Below are 20707 nucleotides of genomic sequence, written 5' to 3'. Positions count from 1 at the left end.
GCCCTGAATCTGCCCTTTGCTCATTACTGCTGGCACAATTACTATGAAGTACGCGCCTAACCTCGTGCGGCTTTACGAACAAATGCCAGAACCTAAATACGCTTGTGCATTACTTCCATACTCAGGTTAGCGCAGTTGATGATGTCAGCCCAGGTGTTCACAACACGACCTTGGGAGTCAATTACAGATTGGTTGAAGTTGAAGCCGTTCAAGTTGAACGTCATTGTGCTGACACCCAGTGCGGTAAACCATTAGCCCAAATTTTTTCCAAGCTCACTTCCTTGAGACGTATTCATCCCATTTTCACAGGCATTGAAACCTCGTAAATTGGCTAAGGTATTGATGATATAAGCTATTTTTGGCGATCGCATTTGCTATTTCGGCGATCGCATTTGCTATTTCGGCGAACTCATTTGCTATTTCGGCGAACTCATTTGCTATTTCGGGGTACTCATTTGCTATTTCGGCGAACTCATTTGCTATTTCGGGGTACTCATTTGCTATTTCGGGGTACTCATTTGCTATTTCGGCGAACGCATTTGCTATTTCGGAGTACTCATTTGCTATTTCGGGGTACTCATTTGCTATTTCAGCGTACTCATTTGCTATTTCAGCGTACTCATTTGCTATTTCAGCGTATTTTAGCCAATACGCGCTACTTCTGCATATTCCGCTTCATTTGCTCTAATTCATCCTGAGTTTCCCAGCTACGGAACTTCTCTTCTAAATCATCCAACCCACCAGAATAATTGCTAGTCTGATTCGACCAGCCAATGCTTTCCGATCGCTGCTGGGTTTGCGCTTGAGCGCGGGCTGTCTGTGCTTCGGCGGCTTTAGCTTGTACCTCCTGTCGCCGTTGCTGAATTTTTTGCAGTAGTTCTTGAGATTGGTTAATGCGTTCTTTCAGCCCTTGCATGTGTCCCCAGCGCTGATTTCCTTCGCGCAACAGGGCTGCTTCTCGCTCACCCGCCGCCGCCGCCAAATCTTCTCTATTGGCGTTCTTGGCTTTTTGAATTCGGATATGCCAACGCTGAATTTCTTGCGCGGTGGAGAGAATTTCTTCTTGCGATCGCTTCTCTTGTAATCTTAAATCTGCGATTAGCTTTAATGTGTCTTCTTCTTGCTCACGCAGCTGTTCTAGCAGCGCCTCTAACTCCAAATGTGGATTATTACGCAAGAATTCTTCTAAACGGTTTTCTAGAAACCGACTCAAATCATCAAATAAGCCCACTGCTAGAACTCCAGAGATCGGGTGCGTGACTATTTTATTGTAGTGGTCAAGTGGACTTCTGGGTGTTAGTTAGATTTCAAAGTTGGGAAGAATGTATTTAGTGAAACTACGCAAATAACCCTGACTTACAAAATAAGGCTTTAATCAGTATGAGTTCTGACTTTCAACCGCCACCTAAGAGCTTGTCTATACTAGCTTCTGTAGGAGGAGTAGTTACCGCTGCGATCGCGATCGCACTTTTAAATGGTTGGTCTAAGCAGCTTTCCAATACTTCTATACAAAAACCTGAAATATCAACATCCCCAACTGCTTCCCAACCAGAGAAACCCCAAAGCCCTGTCTCTAGTGCAAAAAAAGCTGAAATAGTTGCCAGCCTTGATGCTCAATCCGTAGTTTTGCCAGGTCAACCGATTCCTAAGAATCAATTAACAGTAGCCATAATTCCATACGTTGCTCCTGGAGTTGGAAAACTGACCCCAGAAGAAATGACAACGGCCCGTCAAGCTTGGTCATACTTCCAGCGTAACTGGAATGATGAAACTGGCTTAGTCAATTCTGTTGATGGCTTTGCTGCTGTAAGTATGTGGGATCAGACAGCAGCGATCGCAGCCTTAGTCAGTGCTAAAGAACTGAATATCGTGCCTGCGGATGAATTTGACGCCAAAATGAGCAAAATGTTGAATACACTGGCGTCAATGCCTTTGTATAAAGGAGAACTACCAAACAAAGTTTACAATGCGAAAACTCTCGTACCTGTTGATTATGGTCAACTAGAAAAACGAGAAGAAATTGGTTGGTCAGCCATTGATTTGGGAAGAATGGCAATCTGGCTGAAGATTGTCGAGGCAAAGTATCCAGAAATGCGATCGCAAACAGCAGCAGTTTGGCAACACTGGCAAGTTAAGCGTCTGACGACAAACGGTCAAATGTATGGTACTGCTGTCATCAAAGGCAAAGAAGAATACAATCAAGAAGGTCGCTTGGGCTATGAAAATTATGCTGCTTATGGTTTGAAGCTTTGGGGCTTAAATGTTAATAAAGCTTTAGATTATCAGTCCCATACTGCCTTTGTCGATCTTTACGGACAGGGAATTCCTTACGACAAACGGGACTATAAAAACTCTGGAGCCAATAACTACGTTCTTAGCGAACCCTATATCTTGGATGGTATCGAAACTGGGTTTCAAGCTTTGCCTAAAGCTTATGCCGATCGGATTTTAGCTGCTCAAGCAGCGCGTTATGAAGCGACAAAACAATTAACCGCCGTCACCGAAGACAACTTAGATCGCCCGCCATACTTTGTTTACAGCAGCCTATTTGTCAATGGAGAACCTTGGGCAACCATCGCAGATACTAGAGAAAAGCACAACGATTTGCGATTCCTCAGTGCCAAAGCTGCGATCGGCTGGCACGTGCTTTATAATACTGCTTATACTCGTCAGTTATTTGATTTCGTTCAAGGCAATCTTAAGTCTCAAGAAGGCTGGTACAACGGCTTTTATGAGTCTCTGCATCAGCCGAATAAAACTCTCACCGCTAACAATAATGGTGTAATTATGGAAAGCTTACTGTATAAGCAAGTTGGGCAGCCACTTACTGTTTGGGCAGGAGTCAAGAGCCATAAGTCAACCGAGAAAACTATAAAAAGACCGTAAGTTATACCAATTTGAAAAAAGAATGCAACAAATAGACCATTTGTAGAGACGCGATTCATCGCGTCTTTACCCAAGGATGTGTTGCAATCATTAATTGAATTGGTATTATTTTATGTCCGCGATCGTATCCCTCCTCAATCCTCTATTTGCTACAGTGGGTAGATGGGTATTGCCCACTCAAAATAAATCGCATAAAAAAACCCCTAGCATTTCTACTAGGGGTGATAAATAATACCATTTCACTTGATGTTTGTCTGAGATGACCCTGTTTATGCCTCTGCTCTACGCAAGAGGCTGGAGTGTTTCTCAAATATTACAGTAAAAAGCGATCGGGTATAAAATTAGCCAACATTTGCCAAGAGCAATTCTCGTTTTTCTGATTTTTGTACTCTCACTTTAGAGTCATCATCAACATCGATAAGGGCTGTGTCTCCATCTGTAATTTCACCAGACAGCATTGCTTCGGCGAGAGAATCTTCTAGGAGACGCATAATTGCCCGACGTAACGGCCTAGCGCCGTAGCTGGGGTTATAACCCTCTTGTACCACAAGGTCTTTGAAGCGATCGCTAACTTCTAAGATAATTCCTTTTTCTGTCAAGCGGCTAGCAACATCGCGAAGCATAATCTCAGCGATTTGCTTAACTTCATCCCTAGAAAGCTGGGTGAAGACGATAATCTCATCAAGACGGTTAAGGAACTCAGGACGGAAGTAAGCTTTCAATTCCTCATTTACCAGGGTGCGGATACGGTTATAACTAGCGTCGGCTTGAGTGTCGAAGTCAAAGCCTAAGCCACTACCACCTTTTTCAATCACCTTGGAACCGATGTTAGAAGTCAAAATGATCAGCGTGTTCTTGAAATCCACTTTCCGACCTTTGGCATCGGTAAGATGACCGTCATCCAAGAGTTGCAGCAGCATATTGAATACATCGGGGTGCGCTTTTTCGATTTCGTCGAATAGCAGCACTGAGTAGGGTTTCCGCCGCACAGCTTCTGTAAGTTGTCCGCCTTCGTCGTATCCGACATAACCAGGAGGCGAACCAATGAGCTTGGCGACGGTGTGGCTTTCCATGTATTCGGACATATCTAGCCGAATCATCGAGTCTTCCGCACCGAAGAAGTAAGAAGCTAGTGCTTTCGCCAATTCTGTTTTACCAACTCCAGTGGGGCCAGAGAAGATAAAGCTAGCAATGGGACGATTGGGATTTTTTAAGCCGACACGGGCGCGACGAATACCGCGAGAAACAGCCGTAACTGCTTGCTCTTGTCCGATGAGCCGCTGATGCAGAGTGTCTTCTAGGTGTAGGAGCAACTCTGACTCAGATTCAGTTAGCTTGTTGACTGGTACGCCAGTCCAAGAGGCAACGATTTGGGCAATGTCTTCTTCGTCAACTACAGTCGAGTTGACAGGTTGCTCGGTTGGTGTAAACGTTGCTTGCAGTTGTTCTGCGAGTTTTAATTCTTGGTCGCGCAGTTCTGTAGCTTTGTCAAAATCTTGGACTCTGACTGCTGCTTCTTTTTCTTTGGTAACGCCAGCGAGTTCGCGCTTAAGTTCTTTATTGGGAGAACTTTGGGAGTTCCGCAGCCGAACGCGAGAACCAGCTTCATCAATCAAGTCAATTGCCTTATCTGGCAAGAAGCGATCGCTAATATAGCGGTCTGATAATTCTGCTGCTGCCACAAGTGCCGCATCCAAAATTGTGACTTTGTGGTGTTGTTCATAAGCACCGCGCAAGCCGTAGAGAATTTGTACGGTTTCCTCTACCGAGGGTTCCCCAACCTTAATCGGTTGGAAACGACGCTCTAGGGCAGCATCACGCTCGATATGCTTACGATATTCATCGAGGGTAGTTGCGCCGATGCACTGGAGTTCACCCCGTGCTAAGGCAGGTTTAAGGATGTTGGCTGCATCCAAACCACCTTCTGTACCACCAGCGCCAACCAAGGTGTGAATTTCGTCAATCACCAAGATGATATTGCCGACAGTGCGGACTTCTTCCACGACTTTTTTGATGCGTTCCTCAAAATCGCCACGGAAGCGAGTTCCAGCTACCAATGACCCCATATCGAGGCTGATAACTTGTTTGTCTTGCAAACTTTCAGGAACATCCTGGTTGATAATCCGTTGAGCTAGACCTTCTGCGATCGCAGTTTTGCCAACTCCTGGTTCCCCAATCAACACTGGGTTATTCTTAGTACGGCGACCGAGAATTTGGATTGCCCGCTCAATTTCCTTTTGGCGACCAACTACGGGGTCGAGTCTGCCTTCTTGGGCTAATTTGGTCAAATTTCTGCCATACTCTTCCATCGTTAGCGGTTGGGTGCGCTTTTGATTACCACTACCAGCAAAAGCCGGTGCATTTTCACCCAAACGGCGAACTATGGCACTGCGGACACTCTTGAAGTCAACTCCTAGATTTTGCAGTACTTTGGCGGCGACACCTTCACCAGCCTCGGTTAATCCTAAGAGTAAGTGTTCAGTGTTTATGTAATTCTGTCCCAAACTATGAGCTTCTTTAAACGATTGCTCGAAGAGGCTTTTTACTTTAGGAGTAAAAGGAATTTCTGGTGGTACAAAGCCAGAACCCCTACCAATAATTTTTTCTACCTCGCGACGTGCATCTTTGAGGGTAACGCCTAATTCAGCTAGCACTTTAGCAGCAACCCCAGTTCCTTCTCCCATTAAACCCAGGAGAATTTGCTCAGTTCCTACGAAGTTATGTCCCAGGCGACGTGCTTCCTCCTGAGCTAACATAATTACTCTAATGGCTTCGGAAGTGAAGTGTTCAAACATAATGGGTTATTGCTCCCTCGCTGCTTGGACTTTGGGTGAGATAAAATTCACCCTCATCTAAAGTTTTTTGTATTTTCTTAAGGACTAATGTAACTTTATTTAAAGTTAAGTGGCAGTGGTGAGAGCCGTAAGACATCAGGTGTACTTGCCGTCTAATGTGAGTTAGAAGTAATGAGTTAGGAGTGATAATTAAGTAAGGAGTTATCAATTTTACAATTAGCTTTTAAGTGCAGAAGATTATTTTATTTTGTCTTTTCTGCTCCTCTGCTCTCGGCTAAACTTAAAAACCAAGACTCAGTACTCTTAACTTTTAACTCCTAACTCCTAACTTATCACTCAGGACTGAAAATGACTGAAGCAACGGCCGGTAAAGATCAACAACATCCACTTTATAACCGCGATCGCCCCCTTATTGATATTTTACTCGCTCAAGAGGCGACAGACTATAACTTAGCAGAATTGGCTAGACTGCGAATGCGCTATCAAGGGTTTCCAGGGGCGAGAGACATCCAAAAAGACCTAGATAAAGTCTTGCAACAGTGGGGTTTGACCGAAGCCGAGCTTTTTGAAAAAACTCGTCAAATTCACGATTTGGGTGGAATTTACAAAAGCCGTGGCAAGAAAGATGAACAGGATTGGAATTAGTTATTATTTTCCATTCCTAACTCCTGACTCAGCGCTGGAATCGCTTTGGCAAAGCCCGCCGTAGGCATCGCTAATTCTATGCCTTTGCCTAATTCAGATGTCACTGTGAATTGTACACCATGTTTTTCTTTTCTAATCTACCGGGAAGTGGCTAATCATAAGCCAGTATTTTTACTTACTGGTTTGGTTGGTCAAGAAATAACCAAATAGTTTTTGGAATATTAAAATAAACCTTGCGATCGCTACCTCGTTTCCAGAACGAGATAAGTTTAGACACGTAATTTGCATTCCATGACCAAGCTCCGAGAATTTGGGATATCAACACAGGGAAATGTCGTTATGTCTGCGTTGAACAAACACATTTAGTTGAGGCTGTTCCGTGTCACTCACTAAATCAGTTAGGGATCTTTCCATCTTGGTGTATTTAATTTTTGACTCGCACCCTTGAGGGTGTTATTGCCTACCTCATGAGCGAGAGAATGTATTTTATTACTAAGGATAGTTTTGAATTGAACCAACTCGTATTTAATATAACAAGTACTGAAGAATCAACTTTGTCAGTGATTAATCTTTCCCCTGCGACCAAGGAGTAATTATGGTTTTAAGTCAATATCAACGTGCTGTAGGCGTATTTACTCATCGGATAGATGCAGAGCAGGCAATACATGAGTTGAGAGATTCTGGCTTGGCGATGGAGAAAGTATCTGTAGTTGTACAAAATTCAGATCGTAATCATGAGATTGCCGGTAATGAAGTTAAAGAGGACACTGGTGATAAAGCTGACGAAGGTGCAACAGTAGGAGGACTTTCAGGGGGCGCTGTTGGTGGGTTAACTGGTTTATTAGTGGGTCTTGGGACTTTAGCAATCCCTGGAGTTGGCCCAATAATGCTGGCTGGGGCAGCGGCAACTGCTTTGGTTACAACCCTTGTTGGGGCAAGTATTGGTGCTGCCACTGGGACTTTTGCTGGTGCATTAGTTGGTTGGGGAATGTCGTCAGAGCAAGCTAGAGCATATAACGAGCGAGTCGAGGATGGACACTATTTAATAATCGTGGATTGTACATCTTTTGAAATTGCTAAAGTACAAGAAATACTACAGCGTTGGGGTATTGAAGAGTTTGGCATTTACGAGCATCTCAACAGTGAATCTGAAACTACAAATTCTCTGACCACAACGACTTCTGCTACTACAATTCCTAATAAAAGTGGGATGATGTCTAAATATAGTGTTAGTTGCTTTAATAGCATAGATAATGCTGAAGCGGCAATTAAGGATATGTGTATCGCAGGTTTTTCAGTAAACCAGATTTCCTTAATTTGCAAAGACTTTTCTCAATTGGTTGGGTCAACAGGTATTAATTTAAGTGAACGCTTTGACGCGATGAGGTTAGGAATAGCAGATGAGTGGGCACGCTTTTATAATGAGCAAATAGAGCAAGGCAATTACATACTTATCGTTAGTGGCACAGATCGTGAGCAAGATATAGCTAGGTCTATTCTGTGTAATTATGGGGTTCAAGAGTCTCAAATTTATGACCCAATGTTAATTCGTTCTTAAAAGCGGGTGCTGTCATTAATGGGAGCAAACTTATTTGAGTTTTGGAAGATACAGCAGAATTCAGAATTCAGAATTCAGTTGCAAAAAAATTGTAGGTTGGGTGGAGGCTTTGCGTAACCCAACATCCTGATATCTGTTGGGTTGCGCTCTGCCCACCCAACCTACGTCTAATGCACAATTTTTTTGCTTGCCACCCCACTACATATACTTAGATTTTTTCAGGAATCAAATCGGATTCATATACAGCAGAATTCAGGAGTAAAACACGCTTTATATCTGGGTAACAGAATTAGCTTGTGTACCTCACTTTCCTTGAAATCTGCTGTATGACTAAGCAATGGGTTTTACAGCCTGAAAACTCTACTATGCAAACAATCGACACCTTTCAAGGTTATAGCGAGTGGTGTCGATGAGCTTCAACACATTCACCTAACAGTAAAATATCTTATATCATGTCCGCTTGATTGTTTATTAAACCCGAAGAACCCCACCCCGCCAAAGCTGCGCTTTGTCTCCCCTCCCCGCTTGCGGGGAGGGGTTGGGGGTGGGGTATAATGACTCTGGTTAGCATAACTAATTATGCGGACATGATATTACTTAAAATCTTCAACAGTTTGGCTTTGCTCAGGGTCAGCAGTGAGCGAAGCTGAAGGGTCAACCTGTATAGCCTCTTTCTCCGTCTCCCGTTGCTTGCCATACTCCCGCAGTTGCTTCAAAAGGTTTTCTTGAGATGAGTTCGGGATAGACGGACTGGGACTTGGTTGAAGGTCGGTGTCGGTACTTGCAAAATTAGCCACTGAGGGATTCATTTCGTAGACTGGTAGCGACTTGTCATTAAACATCGCCTGTTGGGTTGGTGCTGGGATAGGAATTAGATTCTTTGGTTTGCTCACAGCAGCTTTTACCGAATCTAGAGTAGTAGCAACCTGCACTTGTTGCTGCATCTGTTGTGTAGAAGATACTAAACCACTTAAACCATTCACCAATTGCCGCAGATTTTTACGGAAATTAGGATCGCCTGTCAATTCATCTAAATCAGATGTAATTTTTTGGGTATTTTCAAAGGTTACTCGTGCTGAATCTAAAGTTTGTTGCAGTAACACCGCATTTTTTGGATCGTTTAAGGTTTTAGAAGCATCGCGTAAATTAGCTGAGGCTTGGGCTGCATTTGCTGAAAGCGTTTCTAAATTGTTCAGTAATTCTCCTTGAGTCAATCGATTGACTGATGGTGATAAGCTACTGACTGTAACACGCAATTGGTTGCTGGTTTCGGTGATATTATTCAACGCACCAACCAGCGTCGAACGATTTGTTGTCAACAAATTATCCAGGTTGTTGAGCAATCGATTTGCTTGAGTTGCAGTTGCACCGAATTTATTGACTGTTTGATTTGCTGATGTATTAAGTTGGTTTGTCGCCCGTTGCACTGAATTAGCCGTAGCGGAAAAGGTATTAAGTTGTAGTTGTAAGCTTTTAGTCAAACCTTGTAAATCCTGACTTAGCTCACTAAAACTGGATGCTGCGCCTGTGGTAGTTTCTAGAAGCCTATTGACATTTCTATAAAATTTTGGGTTATTGTATGCAGCAGCTAGGTCAGTTGAACTACGAATTAGTGCATCAACACTGATGCCAACCTGACCTTTTAACCGCGAGCCATTACAGACTATGAGACTGGTATCACAACTTTTATCTAGGGGTTTAGCAGTTACAACCCCAGCAGGCAAGGTTGCTTTTGGTGTGATGTCGATAATACTTTCGCTAATTAATCCGCTTTGATTAGCTTCCACTACTACATTACGGGGAATAATGAGGTCAGTTTGGGCAATTTCAATCTCTACATCAATGGCATTTGGGCCTGGTCGAACATGGGAAATAGTTCCTACCTTAACGCCACGATAGCGAACTGCTGCTCCCTTTTGCATTCCGCCAGCGTTAGCAAATTCTACAATAATTTTGTATGAACGGCCAGCAGCGGTGAATCTATTTAACCACAGAAAGAGTAATCCAAATACCCCTAGTCCTAGCAGGAGTAATAATCCCACAGAACCTTCTCTAAATGTTCGCCCAGACGCGAAGCGGCTTGTCATAAGACCTCGCATTTTTTTGCCTCCACCAACAACCAATAACCAATTAGGTGTTAAAAGTGAGGAGTTAGTAGTTAAATTTAACTTTTTACTCCTGGCTTTTAAGTTTCTAACCGGCGACTTTAATCGGGCCTTTAACACTTCCACTGATAAATTGTCTGATCAAGGGATGTTCTGTGTTGTATATTTCACTAACTGTACCTTGCCACTGCACTTTACCTTCATAGAGAAATATAAGTCTATCAGATGTACGGCGGATAGTGCTGTCCTGGTGGGTAACAACGGCATAAGTACTACAAACTCCATTTAAACATTGCAAGTGGCGGATTAAATCTTCGATGACTGTCGAGGCAATGGGATCGAGTCCGGCTGTTGGTTCGTCGTATAGTAGAACTTCTGGCCCTTCACTGGGATTATCAGGGTTAGACATAATCGCACGGGCAAAACTCACCCGTTTGCGCATTCCCCCGGAAAGTTCAGCTGGGTAGAGGTGGCCTATTTCTGGCAAACCTACCATCTCCAATTTTTCGTTTACCAAATCTCGGATGCGCGATCGCGGCAGCTTTGAATTTTGATAAAGTAAAAATCCCACATTCTCCTCTACTGTCAGCGAATCAAATAGCGCCGCCTGCTGAAACACCATACCAATGCCAACCTGCTGGCCGCCATCCTCAATCAAACCCTCTCGCCGCACTCCTTGCACATAAATTTCTCCTTCATCAGGACTAAGTAACCCCGCTATTACTCGTAAGATAGTTGATTTCCCAGTCCCTGATGGCCCAATAATCCCCAGTGCTTCTCCCCGGTAAACGGTCAAGTCTACATTATCTAGAACTTTATGGCTACCAAAGGACTTAGAAACACCTTTCAGTTCAATCAATGGTTCAGTCATTAGTTATTAGTCATTAATCACTGGTCATTGGTCATTAGTCAGTAGAAAATAAACAAATGACTACTGAGAACGAACAATAGACAAATATGCCCAATAGTGATTTCATACTTATTAGTAGGAAATTATTGTATAGTATATTATAAGTACATAATTAGCATTCTGATTAGCAAACTTTATTTTTTTAGCATAATTAATATTTAGTTATTTGCGATGTTTAACGTCTCAAAATACGCTCAACCCAAGGCTGACGAAGATACCGTAGTAATTAAACATCTCAGTGATGTGAAAGTTAAAAATCAAAGTATAAATTATGAGTAGCCAATTAGAGCAGTTTGCAAGTGATAATTCCTCTGGTATTTGTCCTGAAGCACTGGAATATATGATTAGGGCAAATCAAGGTAGTGTTCCAGCTTATGGAAATGATGAATGGACTCAAAAAGCAGCAGATTATTTTCGGGAACTCTTTGAAATTGATTGTGAAGTATTTTTTACCTTTAACGGTACAGCCGCAAATTCTTTATCTTTAGCTGCTCTTTGCCAGTCATATCACAGCGTCATTTGCCATGAAACATCTCACATAGAAACAGATGAATGTGGCGCACCTGAATTTGCATCTAATGGCTCTAAACTCCTACTTGCTCACGGTAAAAATGGTAAATTAACATCAGAGTCTATAGAGTCGATTGTTACCAAACGTACTGATATTCATTATCCCAAACCTAAAGTTATTAGCATTACACAATCAACTGAATTAGGAACTTTATATTCTATTGAAGAACTTTTAAGTATTAAAGAAGTTGCAAACAAATATAACTTAAAGATTCACATGGATGGCGCTCGTTTTGCAAATGCAGTTGCCGCTATGAATAAAAGCCCTGCTGAAATTACTTGGAAAAGTGGAGTGGATGTATTGTGTTTTTGTGGTACTAAGAATGGAATGGCATTAGGTGAAGCCATTCTTTTCTTCAATAAAGCGCTAGCAGAAGATTTTGATTATCGATGCAAGCAAGCAGGCCAGCTAGCTTCAAAAATGCGGTTTATTTCGGCTCCTTGGTTGGGTTTATTAGAAACTGGTGCTTGGCTTAAAAATGCCAGACACGCCAATCAATGTGCTGAATACTTAGAAAATCAACTATTAAACATAGAAGGCGTTGACTTGATGTTTCCTAGAGAAGCCAACGCCGTATTTGTGAAATTACCTGAAGAAGTCATTCACAGCTTAAAAGCCAAAAACTGGCAGTTTTATACATTTATTGGTGTGGGAGGAGTACGTTTTATGTGTTCTTGGAACACTACTCAATCAAGGATTGATGAGTTGATTGGTGATATTAAAAATGCAACAATCAAATAAGTCCAGCAATCCTAAAATTTAATCCGATTCAGTTAAGGGTTATTGGTGTAGATAATTGGTCTTTCAAGACGCGATAAATCGCTATATAAGGGTTTTGTTTCTCATTCTCAACTCTATTGTTTTAGAATTGCTTCAGCTTATTATAATTGATAATGTCAGCGCTTACTTGGTATGTAACTTCAATTGTAATTTTGATTGTTGCCACAAACCCAAATGCTTATTTTTAGCATTAGCTTCTGCAATTAAAAATTCGGTTTTGCTCTCATAGCAATTTTGTAAAGATTCTTGGTCAACAACGGCATTACCTGACTCTACCAAAAGGAGATTTACTGACCGATTATCTACAAACACTTCACCCGCTGGGCGACCACTTTTAATTTGTTCTGTGCTTCTAATCACGACAGGAGTTTGAGGTGGTAATAGCTTTTTTAGCCTTTGTATTGCTGCTAAACCATAGCGCTTGTCAGTTGCCTCTGGTGCATTAATACACGCTAACTTGACTATAGTTGTTTGTCCTACATTATCTTTAACCAAAATTGTGTTCCCGTCTGTAACACCAACTACTGTACCTAACACCAACATTAGTTGAAGTAATTCCATCATTTTGTGTGTAATATTTTATGTATAAATGGAATTTTATTTCAGTGCTGAGGTTGCTAGTGTGATTTAGCTCACAAGTTGCAAATACAATAAAAGTAATAAATATTATCATTACAGAAAGCTGGCATTGATATCAATCAAAATTTTATTTAATAACTATAGGTAATTGAACACTCACAGTAGTTCCTGTCAAGAGGTCAGAAGAGATTAACAGTTCCCCATTATGAGCATTGACGATGGGTTTACTAATAGCAAGTTATAGCCCAGTGCCACAAGGTTTTGTAGAGAAGAATGGCTGAAAAAGTTTGGTGATAACTTCCGATGCAATTGGCTCACCGCTATTATGGACATTAATGCAAACTACTGCTATTTGTATACAACAAAATCATGAAATTTTACTTGACTAAATTTAAATTTATATAAAAATTAAATAGGTAAAAATAAGCGGTATCATTGTAAGCAAAGTTAAATAATTCTAGAAAATTATGCTTGGTTGATTTCAGTCTGTTACGTTTACGATGATAATATTGTATTTATACCTAAATACTTGCAAACTGAAAGTTTAGATTGTGCTGAAAAATCCATAAGAACTTTCTAAACAAAATATCAGCTTTTTAGAAATTAATCCTTAGAGGATGTTTGAAAAGTCATGATTGATGTATAAAATTTTTTTTACCCCACCCTAACCCTCCCCTTATAAAGGGGAGGGAACTGGATTTTATTGTTTCCCCTTATAAGGGGAGATTAAGGGGGGTAATAATTCGATTAAAATCACAACATATTATTTTTCAAACAACCTCTTAGATATCCATAAGTTTTAGACTATAGGAATCCGGTTTGATTTCTGAAAAAAATTAAGTATTTGTAGGGTGTGTTATGACTTTAGTCTAACGCACCAAAGCCTTGAAAATGGTGCGTTACGCTTCGCGATAACACACTCTACGTGTTGTTCAAAAATCAAATAGTAATCCTATAATTATGTAAGCAATAATTAGTTCAAAGCTCAATTCAAAACCTATATTGTTGATTATGAAGATCAGAAATTTATCAATACTAATTTTGTCTTCTCTTGTCATGATTAGCTGTGTCCGAGAAGTATCAAATAATGAGTCTAAAAAAGTTGCGATCGCAGTCAATACATCTGTTCCCAAATCTCCAACTCCGGCAAAGTCTTTAACCCCTTCGGTGCAATCTCAGAAGTCAGGTACTTTTGTTTCTGGAGAACAGACAACTGAAGGAACAGTCAGTATTACTACCAAAGACAGTAAATCATTTCTAGAGCTTGGAGAATCGTTTAAAACCTCGGAATCAGGCCCGGATTTAGTCGTAATTTTGCATCGTTCAGATAATGTAATCGGTTCAACTAAGCCACCAGCTTATTCTTTAAAAAATGGAGACTATATCATTCTTGCTCCCTTAAAAAAATATAGCGGCGCTCAAACATATTCTATTCCTAACAATATCAATTTAGCAGATTACAAATCTGCCGCTATCTGGTGTCGCAAGTTCAATGCTACTTTTGGTGCTGCTAAGTTGAGTAGTTAAAATTAATTAAACGATCGCGGAGAGTAGGGATCGGGGAATCGCTATTCAGCTACAAAACTTTACACCTTCTCACATTCATAGTCATAAAGATGAAGCTTTCTCTATTCAAGAGGTAGAATTAGAATTTCAGTTTGACGATCAGATTATCTGAGCAATTCCTAGAACTTTTCTTCAATCTTCTAAAACTCAACTCCACAGATTTACAAATTATCATTGTATTTGAAGAGTTTTAACTTCTAAATCCTAACTTTGTTTATATGCCAGAACAACAGCAGTGGACTATAACAGCAACTGAACAACCACCAGAATGGTTTATCCAAGCAGTGAAACAGCATACACCTGCATCAAGTGGACTGTATGCAGCGCAGTTGTTGTGGCAACGGGGTATTAAAGATCGTCAACAATTAACAGCTTTTATTAACTATAAAGCTTATCAACCAGCAAGTCCCTTTGAGTTTGGGCAAGAAATGCATCTGGCGATCGCACGGTTGCAACAAGCATATAATACTAAAGAAAAAATCGCTATTTGGGGAGACTTCGACGCTGATGGGATTACCGCCACATCGGTACTGTGGGATGGATTGGGGCAGTTTTTCGCTCAAAATACTCAGTTAGTTTACTACATTCCCAATCGCCTGAAAGAATCCCACGGACTTAATAATCAAGGGATTGATAACTTAGCAAAACAAGGTTGCAAATTAATTGTTACTTGCGATACAGGTAGCACAAATGTTGAAGAAATTATTTATGCTAAACATTTAGGTATAGATGTAATAGTTACAGACCATCACACTTTACCAGCCGAACGCCCACTTGTCGCAGCAATTATCAATCCTCGTTATTTTCCAAAAGAACACCAGTTATTTAATCTTTCTGGGGTGGCGGTAGCTTATAAGTTGGTGGAAGCACTATATCAAAGCTTGCCCAATGTTGCTAAATATCCGTTAGAAGATTTATTAGATTTAGTTGCAGTTGGATTAATTGCCGATTTGGTGCAGTTAAGTGGAGATTGCCGCTACTTGGCACAGATGGGAATTCAACGACTGCAAGAAGATTTTAAACAGCCAGCAGCAGCGCGGCGGCGTCCAGGGGTAGGGCGATTATTAGAATTGTGCCAGAAAAGTGGCGATCGCCCCACAGATATTTCTTTTGGTTTGGGGCCAAGAATTAACGCCGTTAGTCGCATCCAAGGTGATGCTAGTTTCTGCGTGGAATTATTAACTAGTCGGGATGTCAAACGTTGTAACGAACTCGCCGAAGTTACAGAACTCGCCAACGCCCGCCGCAAATCTTTACAAAAAGATGTGCAAGCACAAGTGGCGCAAAAACTTACTCAACTAGATTTATCAACCACCAGCGTTATTGTCTTAGAAGATGCCCAATGGCCTGCGGGTGTATTGGGCTTAGTCGCTGGACAGGTAGCACAAGAAACAGGTCGCCCGACGATTTTGTTGAGTACGGAAGGTGCAGGGGAGCAGGGGAGCAGGGGAGCAGAGGAGCAGGGGAGCAGGGGAGCAGAGGAGCAGGGGAGCAGGGGAGCAGGGGAGCAGGGGAGCAATTCTTCTCCTCTGCCCCTCCGCCCCTCTGCCCCTCTGCTTGCAAGGGGTTCCGCTCGTTCGGTGAATTCTGTCGATTTATACCAATTGGTGAAAGAGCAAGCACATTTGTTACATCGCTTTGGGGGACATCCCTTTGCAGCGGGTTTGAGTTTGTTGGTGGAAAATATTCCTTTGTTTACGGCGGCAATTAATCAGCAGTTACGGCAATCTTTGGGTAGTACAACTCTAACGCCAACTGTGCAAGCAGACTTGACGGTAACGGTAGCAGATTTGGGGAAAGAGTTATTTTTGGAACTGAAACTGTTAGAACCTTGTGGAATGGGTAATCCTGTTCCGAAATTGCTAATTCAAAACTGCTGGTTTGAAAATTCTTGGCATCGCAATCAGCAGGATTGGCTAGGGAAAAAGGTACAGTACATTAAAGCTGAGTTTGATATTCGAGATGATTCTAGCAGAAGTGCTTTTCCTGGCTTATGGTGGGGACACTACAAAGATGAATTGCCCATAGGAAGGTGTGATTGCATAGCAGAACTAGACTACAACACCTTCAAAAAACGTTATGAAATCAGATTGATTGCCGTGCGTTCTTCTGCTAACTCAGCACTCAACGCCCCGCTAGCGCTAACACCCTTCATCCTAGACTTACGGAATCAGGAACACTCAGCACTCAACACTCAACATTCAGCACTAATTATTGAAGATTGTCCCACGAATTGGGATGATTTACGTATGTGGTTGCGGCGATGTTTGGCGATCAGCCGCTCTACGTCTGGGCTTGACAATCAGCAACAATTAGCGATCGCTTGGTCTAAACCTAAGCATCAACCACCCAATCAAATTTGGCTGACTCTTGTCGGAATTGCCAAATATCTCAGTCGCACAAATCAACTAGTTACTCGCGGACAACTTTTAGAGAAAATCGGCATCAGCGACCAAACCTTACTTGTCGGCATCAAAGCTTTAAAATACTTAGGGTTCACAGTTCAACGACAAGACCGTTCTTTACAAATTACCTGGAATCCAAACGATAGTGCCGAAAACCTTGCTGACGAAGCAGTTGCACGATTTTTAGCTGCTGTTCGAGAAGAACAATTTCAGCAACAGTATTTTGCGGAAGTTCCCTTATCTACGATTGTGGCGATCGCCAGCTATGACAGTAAATAATTTAACAGAATAGAATTCAGGAGTCAGAATTCAGAATTCAGAATTCTGACCAAAAAAGCAGATAGCGCAGCGTATCGTATAGAAAGTTTTCTCCCTGCCCCCTAGTTACAGAGGTGTCCCAGAAGGCTGTTGCACCTTCTTGTTAACAGTTTTTGCTTCTACAAAACCATCTCGACCTGTAATCAATCTAGAGCGACGATTACGAGTAATATAATTCCATCCCCACTGAATTGCTACTACTATTTTAGTGTCAAACTCGATTAAGAAGTAGATGTGAATTACTAGCCAAAAGAGCCAAGCAATGAAACCTTTGAGTTGGACTAAGCCTAAATCTACAACAGCTAGATTTTGCCCAATCATCGCCAAAGTACCTACGTCATTGTAACGAAATTGTGGCAAAGTCTCACCTTTAAGCCTGCGTTTAATGAGTTTAGCTACATACTCTCCTTGTTGTTTGGCTACAGGTGCAACACCAGGTAAGGGTTTACCATTTTGATGGGAAAAGTTGCTTAAATCTCCCACTACAAAAATGTTTTTATAACCCTTGATAGACAAGTCTGGTTCTACAATCACACGTCCTGAGCGATCGCACTCTACATCTGTACTTTTTGCTAGGGCTTTCCCTATAGGCGAACCTTGAACACCTGCTGCCCACAAGATAGTTTTTGAGGTAATTTCTGTCAATTCATCGCCTTGCTTGAAAGTAACGATGTTATCTTCAATCTTTGTCACTCTGGTGTTAGTGTAGACAGCCACACCTAACTTTTGCAAAGATTCTGCTGCTACTTTCGATAATTCTGGTGAAATGTGTGGGAGGATGCGATCGCCCCCTTGCAATAGTAAAATACTCGCCTCTGAGGTGTTGATGCTGCGGAAATCTTCTGTGAGAGTTTGGTATGCCAATTCTGCGATCGCACCGGATAATTCTACACCGGTGGGCCCACCCCCGACAATCACAAAAGTCAACAAAGCACGGCGTTTTTCGGGATCGGTTTCTTTTTCTGCTGCTTCAAATGCCGAAAATATCTGGCGACGCATTTCTATGGCATCTTCAACAGTTTTCAAGCCAGGAGCAAATTCTTTCCAGTTATCTTTACCAAAATAGGAATGGTTAGCACCTGTGGCAACAATTAATGTGTCATAAGGTACTACTTCATCACCCAAAATAACTTGTTGCGCTTTTGGATCGATATCATTTACCTCTCCCAACAGCACTTTTGTATTCTTGCTTTTGCTGAATACAGATCGCAACGGTGCAGAAATATCAGCAGGTGATAGCGTACCTGTGGCAACTTGATATAAAAGCGGCTGAAATAGGTGAAAGTTACGTTTATCAATGAGAGTAACATTTACATTTGCTTTCTTCAAAGCTTTTGCTGTATACAGTCCACCAAAGCCGCCACCAACGATAACAACCCGATGTGGTGCATTCTTTTCAAGTGAGACTTCCATCAGAAATATTTCCTTGTGTTAAGAACTTGTAACTATTCTTAACAAAGATGTAACAGCATTATGATAGTGGTTGCTGTCTATTTAGAACATTTGAAGAAATGATGAAAGTAGTCAAAGTTAGTTTTTATCGAGGAAGGCAGTGTTTCGACTACGCTCAACAACCGGGCAGGGCAGGGTGGTTTCATACGAAAAAAGAAAAATACATAAGCCTTGATTTCTTGTTTTGTAGCATAGCTTTTTACCCCTCTCCAAACCTCTCCCCGAAACGGAGAGAGGCTTTGAAACCCAGTTTTAGTTTTATCTCTGGTTGTATGAAACCACCCTGCCCTCAACAACCGGGCAGGGGGAAAACTGCGTAAGGGTACGATGACTCGCTAGCCGCCAGTCGTAGAGAATTCATTCTGAATTCTGAATTCTGACTCCTGACTCCTGAATTCTGTTTGCTCAATCAAGCAGCTCAAAATGTACTTTGAATAATTCCGCCATCTACTTGCAGCATGACTCCATTCACAAATGAGGCTGCTGGTGAACTCAGAAATACCGCAACATTGGCAAACTCTTCTGGTGTCCCGATACGACCCAAAGGGACTATCCCATTGATTCTAGCAATTTCTGCTTCTTTCGTTTCACCATTTTTAGCAATGCGGGCGTTAATTAATTCTTCCACCCGTTCTGTATATGTCCAGCCTGGTAAAATGCTATTAACGCGAATTTTATCGCTACCCAGTTCTTGGCTAAGAGTTTTCGTTAAACCAATCACTGCTAATCGAATGGAATTAGATAAAACCAGATTTTCGGCTGGTTGTTTAGTTGAGGTTGAGGTGATGGTCAGAATTGCTGGTGCGGTAGATTGGCGTAAGTGAGGTAAAGCGTACTTTACCAGACGTACCGCACTCAGCAAAGTCAAGTCGATCGAAGTTTCCCAAGTTGCCAAATCGATATCGTCAAAAGTGCCAGCAGGTGGCCCGCCAGCGTTGGTAACGAGGATATCCAACCCGCCGAATTTTTCTACTGTGGCGTTAATTACCCGTTCAATATCTTCTTGATTAGTAACATCCGCACGCAGAGATAGCACTTCTGTACCTGTTTCGCTTTCAATCTCCGCAGCAGTTTTGTCAATTAACTCACTGCGGGCGCAGATGGCAACTTTTGCACCCTCACGGGCAAATTGCCTCGCTGTAGCTTTGCCCAAACCTTTACTAGCAGCTGTCACTAAGGCGACTTTGCCACGGAGTTGCAAATCCATAATCTTGATTCTTCTTAATTTACAGCAATTTGAAGCCAAGGTTATTGAGAGCTTCACGCAAGCGATCGCGTCCTCTCAATGATTCTACAGTGGCGATGCGTTGGGCTGAGTGTTCTGACCAATCGTCAGCAATATTCATCTTTTGTTCAGTATAGAATTCTTTGATGATTTCGTTGTAGTGAGTGATCGCTTCTTCTTGTTCTGCCAATTTATAGGTTTCACGATGCAGCACAACTGACTGGGGCAACCTTGGCTTAATCGCTGCTTCGACTTCAGGATTTGGATAGCCCACACACAGCCCAAATACGGCATACACAGAGGAGGGCAAATTCAATATCTGTGCTACCTCTTGCGGACGGTTGCGGATTCCGCCGATATATACTGTTCCTAAACCAAGGGACTCAGCTGCAACTGCGGCATTTTGCGCCGCCAACGTTGCATCGATTGTTGCCATCACAAACATTTCCAAATATTCCAGCGCATCGTGAGATATGCCGCGACTGTCAGCAACATGACTTAGACGCGCCAAATCTGCTAACCAAACCAAGAATAAAGGAACCTGCTTAATATGTGCTTGGTTTCCCGCCAGCTTGGATAACTCCTCTTTGCGCTGTTGATCTTCGACTGCTACCACACTCCAAGTTTGCAAATTCGAGGAAGTAGATGCAGATTGGGCGGCTGCAATTAGTAACTCCAGAGTTCCCGGTGGTAAAGGATCGGTTAGATAAGACCGAATTGAACGGTGAGATAGTAGTGCTGTGAGCGAATCATTCCATGCAATTTCGGGATTGAAGGGAATTTCACCGTAGCGCGATCGCAGTAGTTCTGTAGGATTAGTCATAATCAATTCCAAGATTTACATTTCAAAAATGGTCAGTTGTTTTACTACTAATACCAATTTCATCTGTAGGGGCATACATTTCTCATACG

14 protein-coding genes and 3 pseudogenes are annotated in these 20707 nt (G+C 42.0%); 7 read left to right on the top strand and 10 right to left on the bottom strand.

The genetic code is table 11. The features are described from left to right. Positions 1-16 precede the first annotated feature (16 nt). A pseudogene (locus tag V7K61_RS24220) lies at positions 17-112 on the top strand (NADH-quinone oxidoreductase subunit B); the annotation flags it as partial. Here the strand turns inward: V7K61_RS24220 and V7K61_RS24215 are convergent. Continuing rightward, positions 93-251, bottom strand: a pseudogene (locus tag V7K61_RS24215) (photosystem II q(b) protein); the annotation flags it as partial. The pseudogenes V7K61_RS24220 and V7K61_RS24215 overlap by 20 nt on opposite strands. 404 nt (positions 252-655) lie before the next feature. Then, the gene (locus V7K61_RS24210; protein WP_335057219.1) at positions 656-1231 is read right to left on the bottom strand and encodes a TIGR04376 family protein; all 576 of its coding nucleotides are present in this window, start codon (positions 1229-1231) and stop codon (positions 656-658) included. 149 nt (positions 1232-1380) lie between these two features. On the opposite strand from V7K61_RS24210, the gene V7K61_RS24205 reads away from it, so the two are divergent. Continuing rightward, positions 1381-2886: a DUF3131 domain-containing protein gene (locus V7K61_RS24205; RefSeq protein WP_335057217.1), complete on the top strand. Its 1506-nt coding sequence runs from the start codon at positions 1381-1383 to the stop codon at positions 2884-2886. A gap of 341 nt (positions 2887-3227) precedes the next feature. On the opposite strand, the gene V7K61_RS24200 is transcribed toward V7K61_RS24205, so the two are convergent. Next, the gene (locus V7K61_RS24200; RefSeq protein WP_335057215.1) at positions 3228-5681 is read right to left on the bottom strand and encodes an ATP-dependent Clp protease ATP-binding subunit; all 2454 of its coding nucleotides are present in this window, start codon (positions 5679-5681) and stop codon (positions 3228-3230) included. A gap of 348 nt (positions 5682-6029) precedes the next feature. Between V7K61_RS24200 and V7K61_RS24195 the strand changes: the two genes are divergently transcribed. Together V7K61_RS24195 and V7K61_RS24190 are read left to right on the top strand one after the other, a co-directional pair. Further along, a complete protein-coding gene (locus tag V7K61_RS24195) occupies positions 6030-6326 on the top strand; it encodes a DUF3288 family protein (protein WP_094353136.1) in 297 nt (98 codons plus the stop codon). A gap of 595 nt (positions 6327-6921) precedes the next feature. Then, a complete protein-coding gene (locus tag V7K61_RS24190) occupies positions 6922-7884 on the top strand; it encodes a general stress protein (RefSeq protein WP_335057213.1) in 963 nt (320 codons plus the stop codon). Positions 7885-8477: 593 nt separating this feature from the next. Here the strand turns inward: V7K61_RS24190 and V7K61_RS24185 are convergent. Both V7K61_RS24185 and V7K61_RS24180 read right to left on the bottom strand, forming a co-directional pair. Continuing rightward, positions 8478-9983 carry an MlaD family protein gene (locus tag V7K61_RS24185; RefSeq protein WP_335057211.1) on the bottom strand — a complete coding sequence of 502 codons (1506 nt, stop codon included), beginning with the start codon at positions 9981-9983 and terminating at the stop codon, positions 8478-8480. Between the two features lie 94 nt (positions 9984-10077). Continuing rightward, positions 10078-10860, bottom strand: a complete 783-nt coding sequence (locus V7K61_RS24180) for an ABC transporter ATP-binding protein (RefSeq protein WP_335057209.1) — start codon at positions 10858-10860, stop codon at positions 10078-10080. 310 nt (positions 10861-11170) lie between these two features. Between V7K61_RS24180 and V7K61_RS24175 the strand changes: the two genes are divergently transcribed. Next, a complete protein-coding gene (locus tag V7K61_RS24175; RefSeq protein WP_289796102.1) occupies positions 11171-12211 on the top strand; it encodes a threonine aldolase family protein in 1041 nt (346 codons plus the stop codon). A 162-nt stretch (positions 12212-12373) separates the two neighbouring features. Here V7K61_RS24175 and V7K61_RS24170 read toward each other — a convergent pair whose 3' ends face one another. Then, positions 12374-12814 carry a thermonuclease family protein gene (locus V7K61_RS24170; RefSeq protein ID WP_335057207.1) on the bottom strand — a complete coding sequence of 147 codons (441 nt, stop codon included), beginning with the start codon at positions 12812-12814 and terminating at the stop codon, positions 12374-12376. A gap of 142 nt (positions 12815-12956) precedes the next feature. After that, positions 12957-13172: pseudogene (locus V7K61_RS24165) on the bottom strand (ATP-binding protein); the annotation flags it as partial. Positions 13173-13840: 668 nt separating this feature from the next. On the opposite strand from V7K61_RS24165, the gene V7K61_RS24160 reads away from it, so the two are divergent. Beyond that, positions 13841-14356 (top strand): DM13 domain-containing protein, encoded by a 516-nt coding sequence (locus tag V7K61_RS24160; protein ID WP_335057205.1) that lies wholly within the window; start codon positions 13841-13843, stop codon positions 14354-14356. A gap of 257 nt (positions 14357-14613) precedes the next feature. Continuing rightward, complete coding sequence (locus tag V7K61_RS24155; protein WP_335057203.1) at positions 14614-17079, top strand: single-stranded-DNA-specific exonuclease RecJ; 2466 nt, start codon at positions 14614-14616, stop codon at positions 17077-17079. A 105-nt stretch (positions 17080-17184) separates the two neighbouring features. Here the strand turns inward: V7K61_RS24155 and V7K61_RS24150 are convergent, their stop codons facing one another. The 3 genes from V7K61_RS24150 to V7K61_RS24140 form a co-directional block, all read right to left on the bottom strand. Continuing rightward, entirely contained in the window at positions 17185-18531 is a 1347-nt protein-coding gene (locus tag V7K61_RS24150; protein ID WP_335057200.1) for an NAD(P)/FAD-dependent oxidoreductase, read from the bottom strand. A 457-nt stretch (positions 18532-18988) separates the two neighbouring features. After that, on the bottom strand, positions 18989-19777 hold the full coding sequence (locus V7K61_RS24145) for an SDR family oxidoreductase (RefSeq protein ID WP_335057198.1): 789 nt from the start codon (positions 19775-19777) through the stop codon (positions 18989-18991). Between the two features lie 19 nt (positions 19778-19796). Then, on the bottom strand, positions 19797-20618 hold the full coding sequence (locus V7K61_RS24140) for an NADPH-dependent oxidoreductase (protein ID WP_335057196.1): 822 nt from the start codon (positions 20616-20618) through the stop codon (positions 19797-19799). Positions 20619-20707 lie beyond the last annotated feature (89 nt).

This window comes from Nostoc sp. (assembly GCF_036918015.1).
Lineage (GTDB): Bacteria > Cyanobacteriota > Cyanobacteriia > Cyanobacteriales > Nostocaceae > Nostoc.
Note: the sequence above shows the minus strand (reverse complement) of the source record. Positions and strands in the feature narration are given on the sequence as shown.

Coding starts and splice junctions, on each gene's coding strand:
- V7K61_RS24205 (WP_335057217.1), top strand. CDS start 1,381: ATGAGTTCTGACTTTCAACCGCCACCTAAGAGCTTGTCTATACTAGCT.
- V7K61_RS24200 (WP_335057215.1), bottom strand. CDS start 5,681: ATGTTTGAACACTTCACTTCCGAAGCCATTAGAGTAATTATGTTAGCT.
- V7K61_RS24195 (WP_094353136.1), top strand. CDS start 6,030: ATGACTGAAGCAACGGCCGGTAAAGATCAACAACATCCACTTTATAAC.
- V7K61_RS24190 (WP_335057213.1), top strand. CDS start 6,922: ATGGTTTTAAGTCAATATCAACGTGCTGTAGGCGTATTTACTCATCGG.
- V7K61_RS24185 (WP_335057211.1), bottom strand. CDS start 9,983: ATGCGAGGTCTTATGACAAGCCGCTTCGCGTCTGGGCGAACATTTAGA.
- V7K61_RS24180 (WP_335057209.1), bottom strand. CDS start 10,860: ATGACTGAACCATTGATTGAACTGAAAGGTGTTTCTAAGTCCTTTGGT.
- V7K61_RS24175 (WP_289796102.1), top strand. CDS start 11,171: ATGAGTAGCCAATTAGAGCAGTTTGCAAGTGATAATTCCTCTGGTATT.
- V7K61_RS24170 (WP_335057207.1), bottom strand. CDS start 12,814: ATGATGGAATTACTTCAACTAATGTTGGTGTTAGGTACAGTAGTTGGT.
- V7K61_RS24160 (WP_335057205.1), top strand. CDS start 13,841: ATGAAGATCAGAAATTTATCAATACTAATTTTGTCTTCTCTTGTCATG.
- V7K61_RS24155 (WP_335057203.1), top strand. CDS start 14,614: ATGCCAGAACAACAGCAGTGGACTATAACAGCAACTGAACAACCACCA.
- V7K61_RS24150 (WP_335057200.1), bottom strand. CDS start 18,531: ATGGAAGTCTCACTTGAAAAGAATGCACCACATCGGGTTGTTATCGTT.
- V7K61_RS24145 (WP_335057198.1), bottom strand. CDS start 19,777: ATGGATTTGCAACTCCGTGGCAAAGTCGCCTTAGTGACAGCTGCTAGT.
- V7K61_RS24140 (WP_335057196.1), bottom strand. CDS start 20,618: ATGACTAATCCTACAGAACTACTGCGATCGCGCTACGGTGAAATTCCC.